This window comes from Haemophilus sp. Marseille-P9675 (assembly GCF_916862695.1).
Taxonomy (GTDB): Bacteria; Pseudomonadota; Gammaproteobacteria; order Enterobacterales; family Pasteurellaceae; genus Haemophilus; species Haemophilus haemolyticus_K.
The window spans coordinates 1-22,522 of sequence record NZ_CAKASP010000009.1 but is presented as its reverse complement, the minus strand read 5'-3'; the positions used below and the strand labels follow the sequence as shown (position 1 = coordinate 22,522).

General features: G+C 38.4%; 21 protein-coding genes and 9 tRNA genes. 10 read left to right on the top strand and 20 right to left on the bottom strand.

Features of this window, described 5'->3' with window-relative positions; translation table 11 throughout:
* Nucleotides 1–172 precede the first annotated feature (172 nt).
* Both rne and LIX50_RS09285 read left to right on the top strand, forming a co-directional pair.
* Nucleotides 173–2,986 (top strand): ribonuclease E, encoded by a 2,814-nt coding sequence (gene rne / locus LIX50_RS09290; protein ID WP_048953285.1) that lies wholly within the window; start codon nt 173–175, stop codon nt 2,984–2,986.
* Nucleotides 2,987–3,138: 152 nt separating this feature from the next.
* Nucleotides 3,139–3,228 (top strand) — tRNA-Ser (locus LIX50_RS09285).
* Between the two features lie 47 nt (nt 3,229–3,275).
* Here LIX50_RS09285 and iscX read toward each other — a convergent pair.
* The 16 genes from iscX to LIX50_RS09205 form a co-directional block, all read right to left on the bottom strand.
* Complete coding sequence (gene iscX / locus LIX50_RS09280) at nt 3,276–3,470, bottom strand: Fe-S cluster assembly protein IscX (protein WP_005630102.1); 195 nt, start codon at nt 3,468–3,470, stop codon at nt 3,276–3,278.
* Nucleotides 3,470–3,811 carry an ISC system 2Fe-2S type ferredoxin gene (fdx, locus tag LIX50_RS09275; RefSeq protein ID WP_005629440.1) on the bottom strand — a complete coding sequence of 114 codons (342 nt, stop codon included), beginning with the start codon at nt 3,809–3,811 and terminating at the stop codon, nt 3,470–3,472. The genes iscX and fdx overlap by 1 nt, the downstream gene beginning before the upstream one ends.
* Before the next feature lie 40 nt (nt 3,812–3,851).
* Entirely contained in the window at nt 3,852–5,711 is a 1,860-nt protein-coding gene (gene hscA, locus LIX50_RS09270; RefSeq protein ID WP_048953284.1) for a Fe-S protein assembly chaperone HscA, read from the bottom strand.
* An 18-nt stretch (nt 5,712–5,729) separates the two neighbouring features.
* Nucleotides 5,730–6,416, bottom strand: a complete 687-nt coding sequence (locus tag LIX50_RS09265; protein WP_048953283.1) for a DUF2625 domain-containing protein — start codon at nt 6,414–6,416, stop codon at nt 5,730–5,732.
* 30 nt (nt 6,417–6,446) lie between these two features.
* A complete protein-coding gene (gene hscB, locus LIX50_RS09260) occupies nt 6,447–6,968 on the bottom strand; it encodes a Fe-S protein assembly co-chaperone HscB (RefSeq protein ID WP_048953282.1) in 522 nt (173 codons plus the stop codon).
* A gap of 12 nt (nt 6,969–6,980) precedes the next feature.
* Nucleotides 6,981–7,304 carry an iron-sulfur cluster assembly protein IscA gene (iscA, locus tag LIX50_RS09255; RefSeq protein WP_005626961.1) on the bottom strand — a complete coding sequence of 108 codons (324 nt, stop codon included), beginning with the start codon at nt 7,302–7,304 and terminating at the stop codon, nt 6,981–6,983.
* Between the two features lie 53 nt (nt 7,305–7,357).
* Nucleotides 7,358–7,741, bottom strand: coding sequence for a Fe-S cluster assembly scaffold IscU (iscU, locus tag LIX50_RS09250; protein ID WP_005626962.1), 384 nt, complete (start codon nt 7,739–7,741; stop codon nt 7,358–7,360).
* A 57-nt stretch (nt 7,742–7,798) separates the two neighbouring features.
* Nucleotides 7,799–9,013 carry an IscS subfamily cysteine desulfurase gene (locus tag LIX50_RS09245; protein WP_048953281.1) on the bottom strand — a complete coding sequence of 405 codons (1,215 nt, stop codon included), beginning with the start codon at nt 9,011–9,013 and terminating at the stop codon, nt 7,799–7,801.
* A gap of 71 nt (nt 9,014–9,084) precedes the next feature.
* Nucleotides 9,085–9,540 (bottom strand): Fe-S cluster assembly transcriptional regulator IscR, encoded by a 456-nt coding sequence (gene iscR / locus LIX50_RS09240; protein ID WP_005630093.1) that lies wholly within the window; start codon nt 9,538–9,540, stop codon nt 9,085–9,087.
* Nucleotides 9,541–9,596: 56 nt separating this feature from the next.
* Nucleotides 9,597–10,316, bottom strand: a complete 720-nt coding sequence (gene trmJ / locus LIX50_RS09235) for a tRNA (cytosine(32)/uridine(32)-2'-O)-methyltransferase TrmJ (protein WP_048953280.1) — start codon at nt 10,314–10,316, stop codon at nt 9,597–9,599.
* Nucleotides 10,317–10,433: 117 nt separating this feature from the next.
* A tRNA-Lys gene (locus LIX50_RS09230) sits at nt 10,434–10,509 on the bottom strand.
* A gap of 23 nt (nt 10,510–10,532) precedes the next feature.
* Nucleotides 10,533–10,608: transfer RNA gene (locus LIX50_RS09225), tRNA-Lys, on the bottom strand.
* A gap of 50 nt (nt 10,609–10,658) precedes the next feature.
* Nucleotides 10,659–10,745 (bottom strand) — tRNA-Leu (locus LIX50_RS09220).
* A 4-nt stretch (nt 10,746–10,749) separates the two neighbouring features.
* A tRNA-Gly gene (locus tag LIX50_RS09215) sits at nt 10,750–10,825 on the bottom strand.
* Between the two features lie 154 nt (nt 10,826–10,979).
* Nucleotides 10,980–11,537 (bottom strand): CDP-diacylglycerol--glycerol-3-phosphate 3-phosphatidyltransferase, encoded by a 558-nt coding sequence (gene pgsA / locus LIX50_RS09210; protein ID WP_005625600.1) that lies wholly within the window; start codon nt 11,535–11,537, stop codon nt 10,980–10,982.
* A 100-nt stretch (nt 11,538–11,637) separates the two neighbouring features.
* Nucleotides 11,638–12,240, bottom strand: coding sequence for a peroxiredoxin C (locus LIX50_RS09205; RefSeq protein ID WP_005625599.1), 603 nt, complete (start codon nt 12,238–12,240; stop codon nt 11,638–11,640).
* Nucleotides 12,241–12,377: 137 nt separating this feature from the next.
* Here LIX50_RS09205 and metC point away from each other — a divergent pair, with 137 nt between their 5' ends.
* Nucleotides 12,378–13,565, top strand: coding sequence for a cystathionine beta-lyase (metC, locus tag LIX50_RS09200; protein WP_048953279.1), 1,188 nt, complete (start codon nt 12,378–12,380; stop codon nt 13,563–13,565).
* Nucleotides 13,566–13,613: 48 nt separating this feature from the next.
* Here the strand turns inward: metC and LIX50_RS09195 are convergent, their stop codons facing one another.
* Nucleotides 13,614–14,165, bottom strand: coding sequence for a hypothetical protein (locus LIX50_RS09195; protein ID WP_048953278.1), 552 nt, complete (start codon nt 14,163–14,165; stop codon nt 13,614–13,616).
* A gap of 158 nt (nt 14,166–14,323) precedes the next feature.
* On the opposite strand from LIX50_RS09195, the gene mpl reads away from it, so the two are divergent.
* Both mpl and LIX50_RS09185 read left to right on the top strand, forming a co-directional pair.
* On the top strand, nt 14,324–15,685 hold the full coding sequence (mpl, locus tag LIX50_RS09190; RefSeq protein ID WP_048953277.1) for a UDP-N-acetylmuramate:L-alanyl-gamma-D-glutamyl-meso-diaminopimelate ligase: 1,362 nt from the start codon (nt 14,324–14,326) through the stop codon (nt 15,683–15,685).
* Between the two features lie 107 nt (nt 15,686–15,792).
* Nucleotides 15,793–16,299, top strand: coding sequence for a DUF2301 domain-containing membrane protein (locus tag LIX50_RS09185; protein WP_048953276.1), 507 nt, complete (start codon nt 15,793–15,795; stop codon nt 16,297–16,299).
* A 49-nt stretch (nt 16,300–16,348) separates the two neighbouring features.
* Here the strand turns inward: LIX50_RS09185 and znuA are convergent, their stop codons facing one another.
* The 3 genes from znuA to mltA all read right to left on the bottom strand — a co-directional run bounded on the left by znuA (nt 16,349) and on the right by mltA (nt 19,437).
* Nucleotides 16,349–17,377: a zinc ABC transporter substrate-binding protein ZnuA gene (znuA, locus tag LIX50_RS09180; RefSeq protein WP_048953275.1), complete on the bottom strand. Its 1,029-nt coding sequence runs from the start codon at nt 17,375–17,377 to the stop codon at nt 16,349–16,351.
* A 177-nt stretch (nt 17,378–17,554) separates the two neighbouring features.
* Nucleotides 17,555–18,325, bottom strand: coding sequence for a tRNA cyclic N6-threonylcarbamoyladenosine(37) synthase TcdA (tcdA, locus tag LIX50_RS09175; RefSeq protein WP_048953274.1), 771 nt, complete (start codon nt 18,323–18,325; stop codon nt 17,555–17,557).
* Complete coding sequence (gene mltA / locus LIX50_RS09170) at nt 18,325–19,437, bottom strand: murein transglycosylase A (protein ID WP_048953273.1); 1,113 nt, start codon at nt 19,435–19,437, stop codon at nt 18,325–18,327. Before mltA ends, tcdA begins: the two co-directional genes overlap by 1 nt.
* A gap of 185 nt (nt 19,438–19,622) precedes the next feature.
* On the opposite strand from mltA, the gene LIX50_RS09165 reads away from it, so the two are divergent.
* The 5 genes from LIX50_RS09165 to LIX50_RS09145 all read left to right on the top strand — a co-directional run bounded on the left by LIX50_RS09165 (nt 19,623) and on the right by LIX50_RS09145 (nt 22,390).
* A tRNA-Met gene (locus LIX50_RS09165) sits at nt 19,623–19,699 on the top strand.
* A gap of 130 nt (nt 19,700–19,829) precedes the next feature.
* The gene (gene rlmKL / locus LIX50_RS09160; RefSeq protein WP_048953272.1) at nt 19,830–21,965 is read left to right on the top strand and encodes a bifunctional 23S rRNA (guanine(2069)-N(7))-methyltransferase RlmK/23S rRNA (guanine(2445)-N(2))-methyltransferase RlmL; all 2,136 of its coding nucleotides are present in this window, start codon (nt 19,830–19,832) and stop codon (nt 21,963–21,965) included.
* A gap of 148 nt (nt 21,966–22,113) precedes the next feature.
* Nucleotides 22,114–22,190 (top strand) — tRNA-Arg (locus tag LIX50_RS09155).
* A 26-nt stretch (nt 22,191–22,216) separates the two neighbouring features.
* Nucleotides 22,217–22,292: transfer RNA gene (locus LIX50_RS09150), tRNA-His, on the top strand.
* Between the two features lie 21 nt (nt 22,293–22,313).
* A tRNA-Pro gene (locus LIX50_RS09145) sits at nt 22,314–22,390 on the top strand.
* The last annotated feature ends 132 nt before the right edge of the window (nt 22,391–22,522 follow it).

Sequence of the window (22,522 nt, the reverse complement as noted above, 5' to 3'; positions counted from 1 at the left end):
TGCGGAATATCGCGTTGTTTTATAAAGCAAACGTTTATGCTTAATAACGTTATCAATGCACCCAGCAACACACAGTCGTAAGATTGACTGGCGCGAGAAACACGAGGTCGATAACGAAGCAAAGTGCGGTTTATTTTGAGGTCTTTTAAAATATTTAATAAGAGAATTGACAATGAAAAGAATGTTAATCAATGCGACTCAAAAAGAAGAGTTGCGTGTAGCGCTAGTTGACGGACAGCGCTTATTTGACCTGGATATTGAAAGCCCAGGACATGAGCAAAAAAAAGCGAATATCTACAAAGGGAAAATTACTCGCGTTGAGCCAAGCTTAGAAGCGGCTTTTGTTGATTATGGTGCAGAACGTCATGGTTTTTTGCCATTAAAAGAAATTGCTCGTGAATATTTTCCCGATGATTATGTTTTCCAAGGTCGTCCGAATATTCGCGATATCTTGAGCGAAGGCCAAGAAGTGATCGTTCAAGTTAATAAGGAAGAACGCGGAAACAAAGGCGCAGCCTTAACCACTTTTGTTTCTCTTGCGGGTAGTTATTTGGTCATTATGCCAAATAATCCGCGTGCGGGTGGGATCTCTCGTCGTATCGAAGGGGATGAGCGTACTGAATTAAAAGAGGCATTAAGTTCATTAGATGTGCCTGAAGGCGTAGGCTTGATTGTTCGTACCGCTGGTGTGGGTAAATCTCCAGAAGAGTTGCAGTGGGACTTAAAAGTTTTACTTCACCATTGGGAAGCGATTAAACAAGCATCTCAAAATCGTCCAGCACCTTTCTTGATTCACCAAGAAAGTGATGTAATTGTACGTGCTATTCGTGATTATTTGCGTCGTGATATTGGCGAGATCCTTATTGATAGCCCTAAAGTGTTTGAAAAAGCAAAAGAGCATATCAAACTGGTTCGCCCAGATTTCATTAATCGTGTGAAACTTTATCAAGGCGAAGTTCCTCTTTTCAGCCACTATCAAATTGAATCTCAAATCGAGTCAGCATTCCAACGTGAAGTGCGTTTACCTTCTGGCGGTTCAATCGTTATTGATGTAACTGAAGCATTAACCGCTATTGATATTAACTCCGCGCGTTCTACTCGTGGTGGCGATATTGAAGAAACAGCATTGAATACTAATCTTGAAGCGGCAGATGAAATTGCGCGTCAATTACGTTTGCGTGACTTAGGTGGTTTAGTTGTTATCGATTTCATTGATATGACGCCAGTCCGTCACCAACGTGAAGTAGAAAATCGTATTCGTGATGCCGTTCGTCAAGATCGTGCTCGTATTCAAATTAGCCGCATTTCTCGTTTTGGTTTGTTGGAAATGTCACGTCAGCGTTTAAGTCCTTCACTAGGTGAGTCTTCACATCACATTTGTCCTCGTTGTCAAGGAACAGGTAAAGTGCGTGATAACGAATCTCTTTCCTTGTCTATCTTGCGTTTAATCGAGGAAGAAGCATTAAAAGAAAACACTAAGCAAGTGCATACGATTGTGCCTGTACAAATTGCTTCTTATCTTCTTAATGAAAAACGTAAAGCGATAAGCAATATTGAAAAACGTCACAATGTAGATGTTATTGTTGCGCCAAATGAAGCAATGGAAACACCGCATTTTAGTGTTTTCCGCTTACGCGATGGCGAAGAGGTGAATGAATTGAGCTATAACTTAGCGAAAATTCACTGTGAGAAAGATGAAAGTACCGAGGAATCTCTTGTTTCTCGTAATGTGGAAACAACCGTTGTTGCTGAACAACCTGCAGTTGAAAGTGCGGCAGTGGCGCTTTCTATTTCTGAAGCAGCTCCGACTCCAGTTGAGCGTAAATCGAATGAACCGTCTTTGTTAGCGAAAATTATTGCGAAGATTAAAGGCTTGTTTGCTTCTGAATCTGAAGAAAATAAACCGAAAAATAACCGCACTTCGCGCAATTCTAATCGTAATCAACGCCGTTCACAGGATCGCCGTACTTCTCGTCGCCCACGTTCTGAAAATAACGAAACGGAAAGAACCGAAGAACAAGTCCGTAATATCCGAGAGCGTAATCAACGCCGTCCGCGCCGTAACTTAGTGGAGGAAAGTATCGCTGAAAGTGCGGTAAATTCTACACCGGTTTTTGAGGCTCAGGATGAAAAAACTGAGCAAGTGACTCAACGCCGTCAACGTCGTGATTTGCGTAAACGCGTACGTGTTGAAGATAATGAGATGGCTGTTGAAAATAACGAAAGCATTGTTGAACAAATGCCAGATGTGGATGTTGTCGAAGTTCAAACCGTTCAAGATGATGAAAAACCAGTTCGTCAAAACCAAGAACGTTCTGAACGTCAAGATCGTCAACGTCGCACTCCACGTCATTTACGTGCAGCGAATAATCAACGTCGTCGCCGTAATCAAGAGCCAAAATCGCCAATGCCATTATTTGCTGCAGTAGCTTCACCTGAATTGGCAAGTGGAAAAGCTTGGGTGGACTATTCAACAGTGAACGCTCAGAAAGAAAATAATTTCTTATCTGTGGATGAATTGCTTGAGCAAGAAAAAACTAAAAAAGGTTTTATCACGCCAGCAATGGGGATTGTGGTTGAAGAAAAATCTCTTGAAGTAAAACCAGCATTAGATTTTATTACTCAGCCAGCTAATGAGTCTGTACAGAAAAAAGTACAAGAATCTCTAGAGCGTTTAAATTCTCATAAACCTCAAGAAACGGTTGAATTTATTGAGTCAACGATTACCCTAAATGAGCCTGAAACTGTAAATGAACCAGCCTTTGTTCGTACTTATGAGTTTAATGGGCGTTTAGGTACCATTTCTTCAGTTGCTCATACAAAAGCAGAGATGACTTTGGCGAAAGCGAGTGATGAAATGCCTCAGCCATTCCCAATTATTGAATGGCAAGATTCTCGCTATTATTTTTACGGTAAAGGGGCGGCAGGGCATCATTGTGCGATTAGCCATGTATATTCTGAGCCTACCCGAGCAAAATCAGAGTAATCTAAAATAAAAAATTAGAATTGGCATGATGTTTATTACGTCAATTCTTTTTATTTTTGGAGTGTAGTAAAAATAATCACTTGATAAAAACGAGATAATTTCTGCTTGACGGTCTTTCTCAAAAAACGTATTATGCGTGCGCATTAAATCACGGAGGAATGGTCGAGTGGTTGAAGGCACCGGTCTTGAAAACCGGCGAGGGTTTACGCCCTCCTAGGGTTCGAATCCCTATTCCTCCGCCATCAAATTTTGATAAAAAACCTAAGTCAGTGACTTAGGTTTTTTATATTTATTCAAATTCATCCAACCATTTCAATAAAATAGCCTCAAGAATTGCTTCATTTGACTTATTAGGATCGTCATCAAAATCCTCAAGTTCACAAATCCATTTATGTAAATCAGTAAAACGAACGGTTTTTGGATCTAAATCCGGATTACGATCGTAAAGTTCTTCTGCAATTAATTGTGCATCAGTCCATTTCATTAGTGAGCGGCCTCGTTGGCATGGTTAATGTTATATTTAGGAATTTCTACCACAAGATCTTCATCTCCCACTACACATTGGCAAGATAAACGACTATCCATTTCTAATCCCCAAGCTTTATCCAGCATATCTTCTTCTTGATCACTCGTTTCATTTAAAGAGTCAAAACCTTCACGGATAATGACATGGCAGGTTGTACAAGCACAAGAACCATCACAAGCATGATGGATTTCCACTCCTGCATTGTGTGCAACTTCTAATAAGTTATCACCTGCAGCCGCATCAACAACCATACCTTCGGGACAAAATTCTTCATTAGGTAAAAAAATCACTTTTGGCATAACACTTTCCTCAAAATTATTTAATAATCTGACCGCACTTTTACGGTTTTTCAATATCTGACAAATTTTTGCCAGTCAAAGCTTTATTAATCGATGCATTCATTCGACGTGCTGCAAATTCTTGGGTAGCAGTATCCAAGGCTTTAATTCCTTGCGCGATTGCATCACGATCTGAACCTTGTTTTACATCCATTAATTGTTTTAACACACGTTCAATATGATGAAACTCTTCTGTGCTAAGCAATTCAGCCCCATCAGCTTGTAACGCAACAATCACACTTTCAATCACACGATCCGCTTCTACTCGTTGCTCTGCTAATTCGCGAGCTTGTAAATCCTCTTGTGCATTATCAAAAGAAGATTTAATCATTGCGGTCACTTCTTCATCTGTTAAACCATAGGAAGGTTTAATTTGGATTGATGCCTGCACTTTCGTCGATTTTTCCATTGCAGTCACACTTAATAAACCATCTGCATCGACTTGATAAGTCACTCGAATATGAGCGGCACCCGCAGTCATTGCCGGAATACCTCGTAGAGTAAAACGCCCTAAAGAGCGACAATCATCTACCAGCTCACGTTCACCTTGTACGACATGAACAGTCATTGCTGTTTGGCCATCTTTGAAAGTAGTAAACTCTTGTGCACGAGCCACAGGAATTGTTGTGTTACGTGGAATAATTTTTTCTACTAATCCACCCATCGTCTCAATGCCTAAAGAAAGCGGCACGACATCCAGCAACAACATATCAGAATCAGTTTTATTACCGACTAAAATATCCGCTTGAATTGCGGCACCAAGTGCCACAACTTTGTCTGGATCAATGGAAGTGAGTGGTGTTTTACCAAAAAACTCGCCAACTTGTTCTCGTACGTATGGCACTCGAGTTGAACCACCAACCATCACCACCGCTTGCACTTCTTCAGATTCAACGTTGGCATCTTTCAAAGCTCGGCGACAAGTTAACAGTGAACGTTTTACCAGTGAATGAATCAACTCATTAAATTGTTCTCGTGAAATTTCTACTGAAAAATTCTGCCAAGAAATGACCGCACTTTTCTCAGTACTTAAAGCAATTTTGGCTTCGCTAGCAAGGGTTATCAGTTCGCGCTGTTGATTTGGGGTTTGTGGTTTTACTTGGGTTTGTTCAACGACCCAATCTGCAATTAAATGGTCAAAATCATCACCACCTAGCGCAGTATCTCCACCTGTTGCTAGAACTTCAAAGACACCTTTTGATAAGCGTAAAATTGAAATATCAAATGTACCGCCACCTAAATCATAAACTGCAATAATCCCTTCCTGCCCGCTATCCAATCCATAAGCGACTGCAGCTGCAGTAGGTTCATTCAATAAACGTAATACATTTAGCCCAGCTAAACGCGCAGCATCCTTAGTACTTTGACGTTGAGCATCATCGAAATAAGCAGGAACCGTAATCACAACCCCCGAAAGCTCACCACCAAGGCGTTGTTCTGCAATATGATTTAAACGCGATAAAATATCTGAGGATACTTCAATTGGACTTTTTGGGCCCTGTGCCGTAACAATTAAAGGTAATCCATTTTCACTCGCCACAAATTCATAAGGCAAACTAGAATAACGAGACTGAACATCAGCAAGACTGCGACCAATTAGACGTTTTACTGAAATTACCGTATTTTTTGGATCAAGTGAGGCTTGTTCAAAGGCTTCTAAACCAACTTTCTTTTCTGCGACTCCATAATGAACGACCGATGGCACAAGACTACGGTCTTGTTCATCATTAAGAATCACGGATTGCCCACTACGCACGGATGCAACCAAAGAATTAGTTGTTCCCAAATCAATCCCAACGGCTAAACGATGTTGATGTGGTGCAGCAGCTTGTCCTGGTTCTGCAATTTGTAATAATGTCATATACTATTTTTCTACTGGTTATGCGACGGAATACGCCAAATCAAATTTATTTTTTTCTGCAAAACTTGCTTGGTAATGTGTTTCAATATTGACTTCGTGTTTTTGACGTTCATTAATCGCTATTTTTCTATATTGACTTAAGTCAGGCGTGAATACAAAAATTTGATTACCATCCAATTGTTTCACATCATCTTGCCAATTTTGCCAAAATAGACCTTGGTAAAAAGCCTCTAAATCACCATTCAATGCCCAAGCTAAAAACTCTGTATAAGTAAAATTTAAATTATGCCAAGTGAGATCTTTTGGTGAAAAGTAATAAATTTTGCCAAGGTTATCGCCTAACGAACCACCATTTAATGCAAAGTAACCGCCGATCACATCATCTGCAACCAATAAATACTTTGGTTTTTCACCAGACTCATTAAAAGACTTACTAAAATTCCAATCCATCAATCCACGCGGTAATTTAAAACTTCCTGAACCTAAAATACGCAACCAACCATGATGAATTAAAATTCCACCTGTTTCATAAATCACTGCGCCCATTGGTGATGACGTAGGCATTTGCATGGTAAAAAGTTCGTGTTCTGCACTTGATTGATCTTTTTTAATGACATAACAATGATTACGTGCACTTTCAATCCATTGGGAAAGTATAGGCCAAGCAGAGTTTTCTGGAGATATTAGTTGTTCGAGAGTTTGCATAATATCAAGGGATATTGAGATATAGATCTATTACAGTTCAAAAAGGCGTTCTTCTACACGTTCAATTTCTTCAGAAAGCTTACGAGTAAAACGTAATTTATCACACAGTTGAGATGCTTTCGTCCATTGTTGGGATTTCAGACTATCCGAAAGTGCGGTTAATAATGACTGAGTTTCTTGTTTAATTTCTTTCGCAAAAGCGTTTAATGCTTCTTCATTTTTCTGATCTTCAAGTTCTTCTAGTTGTTCTCGCCACTGTAACTGTTGCATTAAAAACGCCACATCTTGTGTACTTTTTTGCTCAAGATCTATCTGCTCACCAGTATTTAGAGCAATGATAGCTTCCGCTCGCAAAATTGGGTCTTTTAACGTTTTTAAGGCATCATTCACTTCGGTGGATTTTTGCATCGCAACGCGTTGTTCTAACGCACTGCTTGATACAAAATTATCTGGATGTAAAGCCTTTTGTAATTCTAAATAACGTATATTTAGCGCCTTCTCATCTAACTGAAAATCAACGGGTAAATCAAAAATTTGAAAAGGATTTAACATCAGATTATTACCTTAAACATGGAAACTTTCGCCACAGCCACAAGATTCTTTTACATTTGGATTATTGTATTTGAAGCCTTCATTTAAACCTTCTTTCACATAATCCAACTCAATACCATTGAGATAAACTAAACTTTTTGGATCGACAATAATATTCACACCGTGTTGTTCAAAAACTTGATCTTCTTCATTTAAGACATCGACAAACTCAAGCACATAAGCTAAACCAGAGCAGCCTGATGTTTTCACGCCTAAACGCAAACCAATACCTTTGCCACGATTATCCAAAAAAGCTTTCACTCGTTGAGCGGCTTTTTCTGTTAATGTAATACTCATATATCCCCCAAAACCACTAAAAGTGCGGTCAAAACTGACCGCACTTTTTCATATTATTCGCCTTTTTTGGATTTGTAATCAGCAATTGCCGCTTTAATTGCATCTTCGGCTAAAATGGAACAGTGTACTTTCACTGGTGGCAATTCTAACTCTTCTGCAATTTGGCTATTTTTGATAGCGCCTGCTTCTTCTAAAGATTTACCTTTCACCCACTCTGTAATTAATGAGCTAGATGCAATAGCAGAACCACAACCATAAGTCTTGAATTTTGCATCTTCAATAATGCCGTTATCATTAACTTTAATTTGTAACTGCATTACATCACCACAAGCTGGCGCACCCACCATGCCAGTTCCAACATTGCTATCTTTTTTATCCATAGAACCCACATTGCGCGGATTTTCATAATGATCGATTACTTTTTCGCTATAAGCCATTTTAACTTTCCTTTTTTAAATCCTTGATAAACGCCATCTAATAATAGCAGTTAAATCCTAGTGAGCTGACCACTCAATTGTACTAAGGTCGATACCTTCTTTAAACATATCCCATAATGGCGATAATGCACGAAGTTTTTCCACCGCACCTTTTACTAAATTAATAGTGTAATCAATTTCTTCTTCAGTGGTATAACGGCCAAGTGTAAAACGAATTGAACTGTGTGCCAATTCATCATTTAAACCAAGTGCGCGTAACACATAAGACGGCTCTAAGCTAGCTGATGTACAAGCAGAACCAGAAGATACAGCGATATCACGCAACGCCATCATTAAAGATTCACCTTCAACATAGTTAAAGCTAATATTTAAATTACTATCTAAACGGTGCTCCATTGAGCCATTTACGTAGGTTTCTTCAATATATTTTAAGCCATTATATAAACGATCACGAAGAGCTTTTAAACGTGGCATTTCAGATGCCATTTCTTCTTTTGCAATGCGATAAGCTTCGCCCATTCCCACGATTTGGTGAACAGGTAATGTACCTGAACGCATACCACGCTCATGGCCACCGCCATGAATAATCGCTTCTAAACGGATACGTGGTTTACGACGAACATATAACGCACCAATACCTTTAGGCCCATAAAGTTTATGGCTAGACATAGATAATAAATCAACTGGCAGCTCTTCCAAGTTAATTGCAACTTTGCCCACACTTTGAGTTGCATCCACGTGGAAAATCGTTTTATTTGCACGACAAAGCTCACCAATGGCTTTAATATCTTGCAATACACCAATTTCATTATTGGCATGCATAATTGAAACTAAAATAGTATCTGGACGAAGTGCGGCTTTAAATTTTTCTAAATCAATTAAACCATCAGACTCGGGTGATAAATAGGTCACTTCAAAACCTTCGCGCTCTAATTGACGACAAGTATCTAAAACGGCTTTATGCTCAGTTTTGCAAGTGATGATATGCTTGCCTTTAGTTTGGTAAAAATGTGCGGCACCTTTAATTGCAAGGTTATCTGATTCTGTCGCACCAGAAGTAAACACAATTTCACGAGAATCGGCACCAATAAGATCCGCAATTTGATTACGAGCCACGTCAACCGCTTCTTCTGCTTGCCAACCAAATTTATGCGAGCGAGAAGCTGGGTTACCGAATGTACCGTCAATGGTTAAAAACTCCATCATTTTCTTCGCAACACGCTCGTCCACAGGACAAGTTGCTGCATAGTCTAAATAAATAGGTAATTTCATTTTTCACTCCTAAATCATTCTAAATTTGACCGCACTTTTAATGCATTTTGCACTGTACGGACTACTTTCCTTTATTGATTAACAATTAATAAATTCTCAAAATCGCTATGAGTTTGGCGTTTTGATTCACGTTTACTCACCAATTCAGCCAAAGTAATTTCATTGAGAAAACTTTCAATGCGATTACTCAGATCTTCCCACAATGTATGAGTTAAACATTCTACGCCATTTTGACAATTTCCACGACCAAGACATTTTGTCACATGAATATTTTCATTTACCGCTGAAATAATCATTCCCACTGAAATTTGGTCACTTGGTAAACCTAGCTGATAACCTCCACCAGGTCCACGAACACTTTTTACTAATCCATCACGACGTAATTTAGCAAAAAGTTGTTCTAAATAAGATAACGAAATATGTTGACGTTCAGAAATATCTGCAAGGCTCACAGGACCTTTTTCTGCATTTAAAGCGATATCTAAAACCGCAGTGACTGCATAACGACCTTTTGATGTAAGTTTCATAAAGTGTTCCTAAAAAGTGATGTTGCAATATTTACATATCCTACTAAATCAGTCAATTAATCTAAATCAAGATCAATTCGTTTTTCGACCGCACTTAGCATGCCATTTAAAATATTTAATTCATTTTTTTCAAGTTGAGCGCGATAATATAAACGCTTTAATTTATGCATAACACCTTGATTTTGAATGAATCCTAGTGATTGATATACACGCTCAGTATGCTCAAAAAAATAAGCAAGTTGTTCTGCAGTTGGATAGTTTTGTTCTATTAAAGAAAGTGAATTTTCCTTCTTATCTTGAGCTAAAAATGCCATGCGCAATTCATAGCTTACCAACTGTACTGCCATTGCTAAATTTAAAGAAGAATAATTAGGATTAGCCGGAATATTCAAATGGTAATGACATTTCAACAATTCTTCATTCGTTAATCCAATGCGTTCACGACCAAACACAATAGCTATCTTGCCTTCATGCGCTACAACTTTATCCGCGCATTCTCGAGGCTCGATCAATGTACTTTGTAAATGACGTAAACGAGCACTTGTTCCAATCACCAAAGAGCAATCATCCACGGCTGCATCAAAACTATCGACAATCCTAGCATTTTTTACTATATCTTCTGCGCCAGCTGAGAGAGCATAAGATTGTTCATCAACAGATTTTGGCGAGACAAGACAAAGCTGGGTCAATCCCATTGTTTTCATTGCTCTAGCAGCAGAACCAATATTACCGCTATGCGAAGTTTCAATTAAAACAATACGAATATTTTCCAACATAATGATGCCCGACTAAAATTTAAGGGTATTCTACCACAATAACCGCTAAAAATAGTCAAGAATTTAAGCAAATTAAAAAATTTAAAATATTAGAGATGAATAATCAAAAAACAAGAATGGTGGGTTGTGAGAGGCTCGAACTCTCGACCGACGGATTAAGAGTCCGCTGCTCTACCAACTGAGCTAACAACCCAACTGGACAACTAAATCAGAGAGTGGTGGGTCGTGAAGGATTCGAACCTTCGACCAACGGATTAAAAGTCCGCTGCTCTACCGACTGAGCTAACGACCCAATTAGATGATTTTAAAGTAAATTTTAAAATCTTTGGATTGGTGTTTAAATGGTGCCCGAAGCCAGACTTGAACTGGCACGCCTCGAAAGGCGAGGGATTTTAAATCCCTTGTGTCTACCGATTCCACCACTCGGGCAAATTGGAGCGGGAAACGAGGCTCGAACTCGCGACCCCGACCTTGGCAAGGTCGTGCTCTACCAACTGAGCTATTCCCGCATTTATCACTAATCAGCATTACCGCGTGACAACAGGGAGTATTCTACGGTTTTATACTCTTGTGTCAAATGAAAAAATAAAAAAAAGCTTTATTTGATTAAAAATAAGACAAAATAATAAAAGTACGCTAGAAAATATCGCACTTTATCCAAAATTAGAGTTTTAGGTCATCTAGTAGGCTACCTTTTGCTGCCTGTAAATATTGGATCATTGACCATACTGTTAAAATGGCTGCGATGTAAAGCAAGATTATAGCGGCAATTTCCATATAGTTATTGTAACGCCATAATAATCCGCCTAGAGCTAACATTTGTGCGGTTGTTTTCCATTTCCCCCACCAAGAGACAGCGACTTTACTACGCTCTCCGAGTTCAGCCATCCATTCACGTAATGCGGAAATAATAATTTCGCGAGAAATCATAATAATCGCAGGAATCGTAATCCACAGAGAGTGTTGATATTCAACGATGAGAACCAAGGCGGCGACAACCATTACTTTATCCGCAACAGGATCCAAAAAAGCGCCAAATCTTGTAGTTTGTTTCCATTTACGAGCCAAATAACCGTCAAGCCAATCAGTAACACCGGCAATAAAGAATATGAATGTAGTAATAAAAGGGGAGGATTCGATAGGTAAATAAAATGCAATCACGAAAAACGGAATCAGGATTACTCGAAACATCGTTAGGAAAATAGGAATATTAAATTTCATAGAAATGAACTGCTCTTGGTGTTAGAGATACACCTATTCTAAAGTATCTAAGAATATAAAAAAAGCCACATTATGTGGCTTTCTTATAAATAATTACGGATTAAAGTTTATCAGCGTTTTGTTTTAAGTATTTTGCAACGCCTTCAGGGTTATCTTTCATCCCTTCTTTACCTTTTTCCCATTGAGCAGGGCAAACTTCACCGTGATCTTCATGGAATTGTAATGCGTCAACCATACGTAACATTTCATCGATGTTACGACCTAATGGAAGATCGTTTACTACTTGGTGACGAACGACCCCATTTTTGTCGATTAAGAATGAAGCGCGTAATGCAACGCCTGCTTCTGGATGCTCAATACCGTATGCTTGAGCGATTTCGTGTTTTACGTCCGCTGCTAATGCATATTTAACTTGGCCGATACCACCATTTTCAGTTGGGGTGTTACGCCATGCATTGTGAGTGAATTGAGAGTCGATAGAAACACCAACGACTTCTACGCCACGTTTTTTGAATTCTTCATAACGGTGGTCAAATGCGATTAACTCAGAAGGGCAAACAAAGGTAAAGTCTAATGGGTAGAAAAAGATTACTGCAGCTTTTCCAGCAATGTGTTTTTTAAAGTTGAAGTTATCAACGATTTCGCCATTGCCTAATACAGCAGATGAAGTAAAATCTGGTGCTTGACGGGTTACTAATACCATAGTCATAATTCCTATATAAAGTTAAGTTGAAGTTTTGCCACACAAAATAGCGGCACGATTTTATTTGAAACGCCGACATTTTTATACTCGATTTTATCTATTAAAGCAATTAATCTTATCTAAAATAAGGTGGAAATATGCAACAACACAATCTATCAACAACATTTGTCCATGCAGGGCGTAAAAAACGCTTTTCACAAGGATCTGTAAACCCCGTTTTACAGCGAGCTTCTTCATTAGTATTTGACAGTATTGAAGATAAAAAACACGCTACTCAAAATAGAGCAAAAGGTGAATTATTTTATGGCAGAAGAGGGACGCTAACTCATTTTGCGTTACAAGATTTAATGTGCGAAATGGAGGGGGGAACAGGCTGTTATCTTTATCCTTGTGGTGCTGCAGCAGTAACTAACTCGATTCTTTCTTTTGTAAAAAGTGGCGATCATGTATTAATGAGTGGTGCAGCTTACGAGCCAACCCAAGATTTCTGTAATATTGTGCTGAAAAAAATGCAGATCGATACAACTTATTACGATCCTCTTATTGGTGCTGATATTGCCACGCTTATTCAACCGAATACAAAAGTACTTTTCTTGGAAGCTCCAAGTTCTATCACAATGGAAATTCCCGATATTCCGACTATTGTGAAGGCGGCAAGAACGGTAAACCCTAATATTGTGATTATGATTGATAATACTTGGTCGGCAGGTGTTCTATTTAAAGCGTTAGAGCATGATATTGATATTTCTATTCAGGCGGGGACGAAATATTTAGTGGGTCATTCAGATATTATGATTGGTACTGCCGTTGCGAATGCGCGAACTTGGGATCAACTTAGAGAACATTCCTATTTAATGGGGCAAATGGTGGATGCAGATTCTGCTTATACGACTGCTCGTGGTATTCGTACATTGGGTGTACGATTAAAACAACATCAGGAAAGCAGCATTAAAGTAGCAAAATGGTTGAGTGAGCAACCAGAAGTAAAAACTGTGTACCATCCAGCCTTACCAAGTTGCCCGGGTCATGAATTCTTTTTACGAGACTTTAGTGGTAGCAGCGGTTTATTTTCTTTTGAACTAGCTAAGCGATTGACATCGGAACAAGTCTCAAATTTCATGGATCATTTTCAACTTTTCACTATGGCTTATTCATGGGGAGGATTTGAGTCTCTAATTCTTTGTAATCAACCAGAAGAAATTGCACATATTCGTCCAAATATTAAACGTAACCTTACTGGTTCATTAATTCGTGTGCATATCGGCTTTGAAGATGTAGATGAATTGATTGCAGATTTAAAAGCTGGATTTGAGCGAATTGCCTAAAAGTGCGGATAAAAAAATGCCTGTTTTACACAGGCATTTTTTATAGGATTATTTTTGTTCTGACACTAAGCCAACTTTCGAACCGTCAGAAAAATGTACGGAAGTCCCGATAATGTCTACTTGAATATTTTTCCCTTGTTGCAAGTGCGGACGAATTTGAGAAAGCACGGCTTCTTCAGTTGTCGATAACGTTACTGTTTCGCTAGCTTTTGGTGCAATTGTTTTCCCAAATTGTAATGCTGGAAGATTTGCTACATAGAATGGTTGGTTATTTTCTTTATAAACAGTTAACCATTGCGCTTCTAAAATAGCTTTATCGCTTAAGTTTGTAATTTCATAAGTGATAGAAAACGATTTTAAATCATCTGTTACAGAAACATTTGTTACTTTTACATTCGCAACTTTTAGAAATTCTGCATTTGCTTGAGTGATTAAATCATCCGTTTTTACTTGAGGTTGTTGTACTGTTTGTTGAGCCGTTTGAGTAGTTTCTGTTGCTGCAGGTTTTTCTGCTACTTTTTCTTCTTTATCGTTACAAGCGGTTAATGCAATTGAACCTGCGATGATACTTGCAAAGAGAAAAGATTTATTAAATTTCATTGTAAATTCCTTCATTATATTTTGTTAGTTGAGTTGTACTCGTTTTTCTAAGGCTCAATTATAGCCCATATGGGCCTTTATGACAGTCTTTTATTTTGAAAGTTCATAGAAGTTGTTTTATTATACTTCTCATTTTCCTTGATAAGTAGAGAAGTACAATGAAACATATTCATATCTTAGGTATTTGTGGCACATTTATGGGCGGCGTGGCGATGATTGCCAAACAAATGGGTTATCACGTGACGGGTTCCGATACTAATGTTTACCCTCCAATGAGCACTTTTTTAGAAGAGCAAGGTATCGAGATTATTCCAAATTATGATGTTGCACAATTACAACCTGCGCCTGACATGGTAATCATTGGTAATGCGATGAAGCGTGGTAATCCTTGCGTAGAATATGTGTTAGAAAATAATTTGAAATACACATCTGGTCCTCAATGGTTACATGATCATTTATTACGCGATCGTTGGGTCTTGGCAGTTTCTGGTACGCATGGAAAGACAACCACAACAGGCATGCTAACGTGGATCTTAGAACAAAATGGCTTAAAACCAGGCTTTTTAATCGGTGGTATTGCCGGTAATTTTGGCATTTCAGCTCGTTTAGGGGACAGTCCTTATTTTGTTATTGAAGCTGATGAATATGATACAGCTTTCTTTGATAAACGTTCGAAATTTGTTCATTACAATCCGCGTACACTTATCGTAAATAACATTAGTTTTGATCATGCAGATATTTTTGATGATCTCAAAGCGATTCAACGCCAATTTCATCATATGATTCGAACTATTCCGGCAAGTGGCTTGGTATTAAGTTCGGCGAGTGAACAAAGTGCAAAAGAAACTCTGGCATTGGGATGTTGGTCGCAACAACAATTTTTAGGCAAAGATAATGAGTGGTTTGCTGAGCGTATTACAAATGATGCCTCACATTTTGCGGTTTTCCATCATGGTGAAAAAGTGGCCGAAGTAAAATGGAATGTAGTGGGACAACATAATATGCATAATGCTTTAATGGCAATAGCGGCTTCTCATCATGCGGGTGTGTCTATTGAAGATGCATGTAAAGCATTGGGATCTTTTGTAAATGCTAAACGTCGTTTAGAAGTAAAAGGCGAAGTTAATGGCATCACCGTTTATGATGATTTTGCTCATCATCCAGAAGCTATTCTTGCTACGCTAACCGCTTTACGAGATAAAGTGGGTGGTGGCGTGCGAATTCTTGCAGTGCTTGAACCTCGTTCTAACACAATGAAAATGGGTGTTCATAAAGATGAAATTGCCCCTGCACTTGGCCGAGCTGATGAAGTGTTTATGCTTCAACCAGAACAACTTCCTTGGGAAGTGGCAGATATTGCCAACCAATGTGTACAACCTGTCTATTGGAATGCAAATCTAGATCGATTAGTCGATATGATTGTCGCTGAGGCTCAACCTACAGATCACATTTTGGTGATGTCTAACGGCAGTTTTGGTGGCATTCATCAAAAAATTCTTGATAAGCTTAAACAGAAATAATAAAAGTGCGGTTAATTTAGAAAATGTTTTTAAGTTGGCCGCATTTTTTATTGAGTTGACGTAACATTTATTTTTAATTTGTAATTTATAAAAGGAATCTTTGTAGAATGGCTGATCCACATATTAAATCACCGATGGATTTTTTAGATAATCTGACTGTCATTATTTATCGTTCTGGCTTTGTGATGGCCGCATTGGCTCTTCTTGCCATGAGTTGGTATCCAGATTTATCGCTCACCTTTATATTAATTGCGGCAACTTGCTGTGCCTCTTCATTACATATTTATCTCAAATCCTTCCGATTGCTTTTTCAATTTGCGACTTGGATAGGATTACTTTTTTATATTAATCATTATCCCGCTTTAGCCCTTGGCGGTGCGTTACTTAATTTAGGTGGTTTGTGTTTTAAAGAATATTTTTGTTTCCGCGTGCCTCTGCTAAATTTACAGCCGATATTTGTGGCTTGTTTGTGGTTTTCGTGGGTGTTAAATAATCTTATCGCATTACGCATTTTTTCTATTATTTCTGGCGTATTACTTTTAGTTTTAGCGATACAAAAATGGCGAATGCCTTTGCATTTTGATATTGGAGATAAAACAAAATATCAAATTTAGAAAAGAAAATGACCGCACTTTTATGTGCGGTCATTGTTTTTAGAAAGGTTTATTTAGCTAAACATTCCATGTAACTATCTGCGGTAGATTGCAAGAATGTTGCATAAGAATTTTTGCCTAAAGTGACTTTATCGCCAATTGGGTCGAGTTGTCCTACATTGACTTTAGTATTTTGAGCTAAAGATTCAATCACTTTTGGCGTAAATTGTGGTTCTGCGAATAAGCAATTTACTTTATGTTCTGCGATTTCTTCTTTAATGTGCGCTAAAGTTTTTGCACCCGGTGCCACTAATGGATTGATGGTGAAGTAACCCGTTTGTTTTAAACCATAAGCATCGTTGAAATAACCATAAGCATCGTGGAAAACGTAGAAACCTTTATCTTTAACGTTCGCAAGTTGTGCTGTGATTTTTTCACCTTGTTCTGCCAAAGTGCGGTTAAAATCTGAAAGATTTTGAGCAATTAAATCTTTTTTATCTGGAAATTGTGCAGTTAATTTATCCGCTACTTTTTGAGCAACAATTTTGCTAATAGCTGGAGAATACCAAACGTGCCAGTTTGTTGTTAAACCTTCGTCATGATCATGGTGATCGTGGTCATGGTCATGGTCGTGGTGTTCATGCTCGTGCTTATGATCATGGCCGTGTTCATGTTCGTGATCGTGTTTATGTTCGTGTTTGTGCTCATGTTCATGTTTATGATCGTGATCGCCATCTTCATGGAAATGCTCGTGGTGAGCTTGACTTAATAAAGGTTCTACATCAGCAAGATCCGCAATGGTAATCACTTTTTTACGTTCAATTTGGCTAATTGGTTTGTCTAAAAATGAATCAACATCCTCACCAATCCATACAACTAAATCTGCAGATTTTACTTTTTGAATATCCGATAATTTCAAATTGTAGTCATGCGGAGAGGCGCCTGCAGGAACAAGGACTTGTGTGCCAGTTACGCCATCTGCAATAGATGAAACAATAAAACCTAAAGGTTTTACTGATGCCAATACATCGGCATTCGCCATCATTGGCGTACTTAAAAGTGCGGCAGAAACGGCGCTAATTTTTAAAAGTTTTTTCATATTTCTGTTTCCTTACTTGTTAGTAATAATTCTCAAAGGGAAAAAGACTACGCCTTTTTATATAAATTGCAATGATTTTATAGAGAACCTGAGGGAAAATTTTTCATTTTCAAAGTAAATAGGTTTCATTCGATAAAAAATGCACATTTATGGTCAATGTGCATTTTCAAGAGGAGATTAAGATTTTTTCTTTAGTAATTTATCTATTACACGAGAAACAGCAAAAAAACCAAAGGTTGCCGTAATCATCGTGGCTGCACCAAATCCGTTTGCGCAATTCATTGTGGCAGAAATTGCACAACCTTCAGTCATTTGTGGGAATATTAGAGGTTGTGTTGAAAATACCGCATCGATACTAAATTTGCGTTTTGGATTTTGGCTAAAATTGTAATCCTTGCGTAAAATCGACCGTACTTTGGCGAGCAGCGGATCTTGAATGGTTTTACTAAGATCGGCAATTTGAATTTGGGTTGGATCAGTTTGACCGCCAGCACCGCCAATAGTAATCACATTAATTTTGTTACGTTTACAATAAGCAATCAGCGACGCTTTAGTTTTCACATTGTCAATAGCATCAATGACGTAGTCATAGCCTCGATTGAGATAATCCGATTGATTTTCTGGCGAGATAAAATCATCAATAATATTGACGGTACATTCTGGGTTAATTAATTTTACTCGCTCTGACATGACTTTAGTTTTTAATTTGCCGATTGTGCCGCTCATCGCAGGAAGTTGGCGGTTGATATTTGTGACACAAATATCATCCATATCAATTAATGTTAGTTCACCAACGCCTGAACGTGCTAAAGCCTCTACGACCCAAGAACCCACGCCTCCAATGCCTATTACACAAATATGGGCTTTGCGTAAGCGCGCGAGTCCATCAGGGGTATAAAGTCGACCGATACCGCCAAACCGCTGTTCATAATTGTCCACTGGCGCCATTATTGTAATACCCATACTCGGCCATAGTGTTTTGATAATCCCGCAATATGGCCTGCTTGATCACCAATGCCACGATATAAGTCAAAGTGGTGACCTTTCACCGCACCGCCGACATCAAGAGCAACCATTAAATGTAATTTATGTGTGCCAAGCCAGTTTCCGTTATTATCAATGTCAGGCACTTCGACTAAAAGAACAGTACCAGATGGTACAACGCTACGATCTGATGCCACAGAAGCCATTGGTACAAGCGGTACACCGGCCGAACCTTTCACCTTGCCACTCGGATCATTTTTGAAGAATACATAAGAAGAATTACGTTCTAACAAACTTTGTACACGAGAGGGATTACGATTGCCCCATTCACGAATTGCTTGGATAGACATTTTCTCTTTTGGTACTTCACCATCTTCAACTAATAAACGGCCAACGGCGGTGTAAGGAAAGCCATTTTGTCCTGCATAAGCGAAGTAATTAAGGTTGCCATCACCAAAATCTACATAACCGCTGCCTTGTACCCCAAGTAAAAAGTTCTCTAACATGGAATCACTATATGCTAATTCTAATCCTTGACCCGCTAATGCACCGGCATAGATTTGTGCACGGCTAAAACGTTTATTTGCTGGCATGCGATAAATTGGATTTTGGAATTGACCTTGCGGTGAACGGCGTGCATGAAGGACAGGAGAGTAGTAGCCTGTCATCAAAACATTTTGATATCCATCGAACCCACGCATAATTTGCGGGTGAATGCCAAATTTAGAAAGCTCACTTACATTGGCGCCAGAAAGTACCCAATTCGTAATTTTTTCATAGTTGCCATAGAAACGATCAGATAGTTTGCTTGAATAACTTTGTACATTTGAAAGTTGAGTTAAAAAATCGCCCTGATTAATGACTGCACTTCGGTTTTCAACTTGAGAAACTGGCATAAACACAGCTTGTTGATAATTACGACCCGAATATTTCGCACCAAATTGTTGAGGATCGCTGCCATTTGAGGTGGTTGGAATTTGAATTTTTGTTGTATTAGAAGAACCACAGGCAACTAAAAGTGCGGTTGTCACTGCAATAGAAAATGTTTTTAATGAGAAAAATTTTCGAACTGACATTTTTAATCCTAAATAAGCTTAAATAAGGCTGCATACGCTATCAAAAATCCGTCAAAACGACCAGTGTTATTTAGTCAAGCTGATTAATAAAAACTCACATTGAACATTTTATTAACAAATGAAACATAAACTTTTGTTTAATTCTTGCAAAAAAATATTAATAGAGTATAGTGCACGACATCAGACGCGGGGTGGAGCAGCTTGGTAGCTCGTCGGGCTCATAACCCGAAGGCCGTCGGTTCAAATCCGGCCCCCGCAACCAACAAATTCTAAAGCCCTGATTTAAGAAAATCAGGGCTTTTCTTTTTACAGTTTAACTCGCTATGATGATCTCAATTAGATCATCTTTTTCTATGCTATAATCCCTCAAAATTTTCAAAACCGGTACCTAAATGAAACAATTATTTGCAACGACTTCTCGTGGCTTTGAAGAATTATTAAAAGTTGAACTTACTGAACTTGGCGCGCAAGAGGCAAAAGTGGTTCAAGGTGGCGTTCATTATCAAGCTGATGATGAAACTTTATACCGCACTTTGCTTTGGTCACGCCTTGCTTCACGCATTTTATTTCCTTTGATTGAAACCAAAATTTACAGTGATTTAGATCTTTATGCAGCTGTTTCAGGTTTTAATTGGTTAGCGCAATTTGATGAACGAGTTACCTTCTTTGTTGATTTTAATGGAACCAACCAGGAAATTCGTCATACTCAATTTGGTGCAATGCGCGTTAAAGATGGAATTGTCGATTATTTTGAACGTCAAGGTAAAACTCGTCCTGATGTAGATAAAATTCAGTCAGACGTGCGTATCCATGCTTATTTGAACCGTGAAAATTTAGTGATTTCTTTAGATTTAAGTGGAGAAGCATTACATTTACGAGGTTATCGTGAAGATGCTGGTCAAGCGCCCTTACGTGAAACTCTAGCGGCGGCAATTGTTATGCGTTCAGGTTGGCAAGCAGGTTCTCCATTAGTAGATCCAATGTGTGGTTCAGGCACGCTTTTAATTGAAGCTGCACAAATGGAAGCCAAAATTGCGCCGCAACTTTATCGTTTACATTGGGGATTTGATTTTTGGAAATTGCATAATCAATCGGCTTGGGAAAAAGTAAAAAATGAAGCGATTGAATTAGCAGAAGAAAAACAAAGTGAAATTCAACCGCACTTTTATGGATTTGACCTCGATCACCGCGTATTAAAAAAGGCGCAGAAGAATGCACAAAATGCAGGTGTTTCACATTTAATTAAATGGCAACAAGGTGATGTCGCAGCGTTGAAAAATCCTCGTTTAAATGAAGTCGGCACGGTTATCTGTAATCCACCTTATGGTGAACGTTTAGGTACAACACCAGCTTTAATCGCGCTCTATTCAGTATTTGGACAAAGACTTAAAAAAGAATTTTGTGGTTGGAATGTTTCTGTTTTTAGTAGCGAATCCACATTGCTTGATTGTTTGAGAATGCGTGCTAGTCGCCAATTTAAAGCAAAAAATGGCCCATTAGATTGTGTGCAAAAGAATTATCAAGTTTCAGAACGAAAATCTGACGAAATTACAGCTGAAAATGAACTAGAATTTAACCGCACTTCGGAGGTGGCAACCGATTTTGCTAATCGATTACAAAAAAATATTAAGAAAATTAGCAAATGGGCAAAGCAACAAGGATTAGACGCTTATCGTTTATATGATGCCGATTTACCCGAATATAATTTAGCCGTCGATCGTTATGCAGATTACATTGTTGTGCAAGAGTATGCAGCGCCGAAAAATATTGATGAAAATAAAGCGCGTCAACGTTTATTAGATGCGGTTACTGCAACTTTGCACGTTACCGGTGTCGAAACGAATAAGTTGATCCTCAAAGTTCGTCAGAAACAAAAAGGTACCAACCAATATGAGAAATTAGCCAATAAAGGTGAATACTTTTATGTGAATGAATATGGCGTGCAACTTTGGGTAAATTTGACAGATTATTTAGATACTGGCTTATTCTTAGATCACCGTTTAACAAGAAAAATGATTGGAGAGTTGGCAAAAGGTAAAGATTTCTTAAACTTATTTGCTTATACTGGCTCAGCAACTGTTCATGCAGCACTTGGTGGTGCTGAATCGACAACTACCATTGATATGTCCAATACTTATCTTAATTGGGCGGAACAAAATCTTATTTTGAATGATATTGAAGGTAAACAACATAAATTAATTCAAGCAGATTGCCTTCAATGGTTAGAAAAATGTGATCGTCAATTTGATTTGATATTTGTGGATCCACCGACGTTTTCGAATTCTAAACGTATGGAAGAGAGTTGGGATGTTCAACGAGATCATGTGAAATTAATGAGCAACCTAAAACGAGTTTTGTCGAATAATGGCACAATTGTTTTCTCGAATAATAAACGTGGATTCAAAATGAATTTAGTCGCGTTGGAAGAATTAGGTTTAAGTGCGGTAGAAATTTCGCATAAAACGTTACCGCTAGATTTTGAACGTAATAAACAAATTCATAATTGTTGGATGATTCAACATATATAATGATTCGCTAAGTTGTAAAAATAGTCGAAAAGATAGTGAATTTTAAACAAACTGAATAAAAAACTATCGCTCAAACATTTTTTTTCAAAAAGTGCTAGACAAGGTTTTATTAAATCATTAATATACGCCTCCGCAACGGCGCAGTAACGCGTTCGTAGCTCAGTTGGATAGAGCGTTGGCCTCCGGAGCCAAAGGTCGCAAGTTCGAATCTTGTCGAGCGCGCCAGGTCAGTGCAATAACAACTTTTAATGGTGGCTATAGCTCAGTTGGTAGAGCCCTGGATTGTGATTCCAGTTGTCGTGGGTTCGAATCCCATTAGCCACCCCATCTTATCTTTATAAGATCTGACGGCGAGTAGCGCAGCTTGGTAGCGCAACTGGTTTGGGACCAGTGGGTCGTAGGTTCAAATCCTATCTCGCCGACCACTTTATTTTGCTCTTTAACAATATATCAGACAATCTGTGTGGGCACTTGTTGATTGACTTGTTTTAAAATATTTTTAATTTTGAAGTCTTAATAGGTGCTTAACTGAAAATTCATAATTACTTTTTAAGTAG

Coding starts and splice junctions, on each gene's coding strand:
- rne (WP_048953285.1), top strand. CDS start 173: ATGAAAAGAATGTTAATCAATGCGACTCAAAAAGAAGAGTTGCGTGTA.
- iscX (WP_005630102.1), bottom strand. CDS start 3,470: ATGAAATGGACTGATGCACAATTAATTGCAGAAGAACTTTACGATCGT.
- fdx (WP_005629440.1), bottom strand. CDS start 3,811: ATGCCAAAAGTGATTTTTTTACCTAATGAAGAATTTTGTCCCGAAGGT.
- hscA (WP_048953284.1), bottom strand. CDS start 5,711: ATGACATTATTACAAATTGCAGAACCAGGACAAGCTGCTGCACCACAT.
- LIX50_RS09265 (WP_048953283.1), bottom strand. CDS start 6,416: ATGCAAACTCTCGAACAACTAATATCTCCAGAAAACTCTGCTTGGCCT.
- hscB (WP_048953282.1), bottom strand. CDS start 6,968: ATGTTAAATCCTTTTCAAATTTTTGATTTACCCGTTGATTTTCAGTTA.
- iscA (WP_005626961.1), bottom strand. CDS start 7,304: ATGAGTATTACATTAACAGAAAAAGCCGCTCAACGAGTGAAAGCTTTT.
- iscU (WP_005626962.1), bottom strand. CDS start 7,741: ATGGCTTATAGCGAAAAAGTAATCGATCATTATGAAAATCCGCGCAAT.
- LIX50_RS09245 (WP_048953281.1), bottom strand. CDS start 9,013: ATGAAATTACCTATTTATTTAGACTATGCAGCAACTTGTCCTGTGGAC.
- iscR (WP_005630093.1), bottom strand. CDS start 9,540: ATGAAACTTACATCAAAAGGTCGTTATGCAGTCACTGCGGTTTTAGAT.
- trmJ (WP_048953280.1), bottom strand. CDS start 10,316: ATGTTGGAAAATATTCGTATTGTTTTAATTGAAACTTCGCATAGCGGT.
- pgsA (WP_005625600.1), bottom strand. CDS start 11,537: ATGAAATTTAATATTCCTATTTTCCTAACGATGTTTCGAGTAATCCTG.
- LIX50_RS09205 (WP_005625599.1), bottom strand. CDS start 12,240: ATGGTATTAGTAACCCGTCAAGCACCAGATTTTACTTCATCTGCTGTA.
- metC (WP_048953279.1), top strand. CDS start 12,378: ATGCAACAACACAATCTATCAACAACATTTGTCCATGCAGGGCGTAAA.
- LIX50_RS09195 (WP_048953278.1), bottom strand. CDS start 14,165: ATGAAATTTAATAAATCTTTTCTCTTTGCAAGTATCATCGCAGGTTCA.
- mpl (WP_048953277.1), top strand. CDS start 14,324: ATGAAACATATTCATATCTTAGGTATTTGTGGCACATTTATGGGCGGC.
- LIX50_RS09185 (WP_048953276.1), top strand. CDS start 15,793: ATGGCTGATCCACATATTAAATCACCGATGGATTTTTTAGATAATCTG.
- znuA (WP_048953275.1), bottom strand. CDS start 17,377: ATGAAAAAACTTTTAAAAATTAGCGCCGTTTCTGCCGCACTTTTAAGT.
- tcdA (WP_048953274.1), bottom strand. CDS start 18,325: ATGGCGCCAGTGGACAATTATGAACAGCGGTTTGGCGGTATCGGTCGA.
- mltA (WP_048953273.1), bottom strand. CDS start 19,437: ATGTCAGTTCGAAAATTTTTCTCATTAAAAACATTTTCTATTGCAGTG.
- rlmKL (WP_048953272.1), top strand. CDS start 19,830: ATGAAACAATTATTTGCAACGACTTCTCGTGGCTTTGAAGAATTATTA.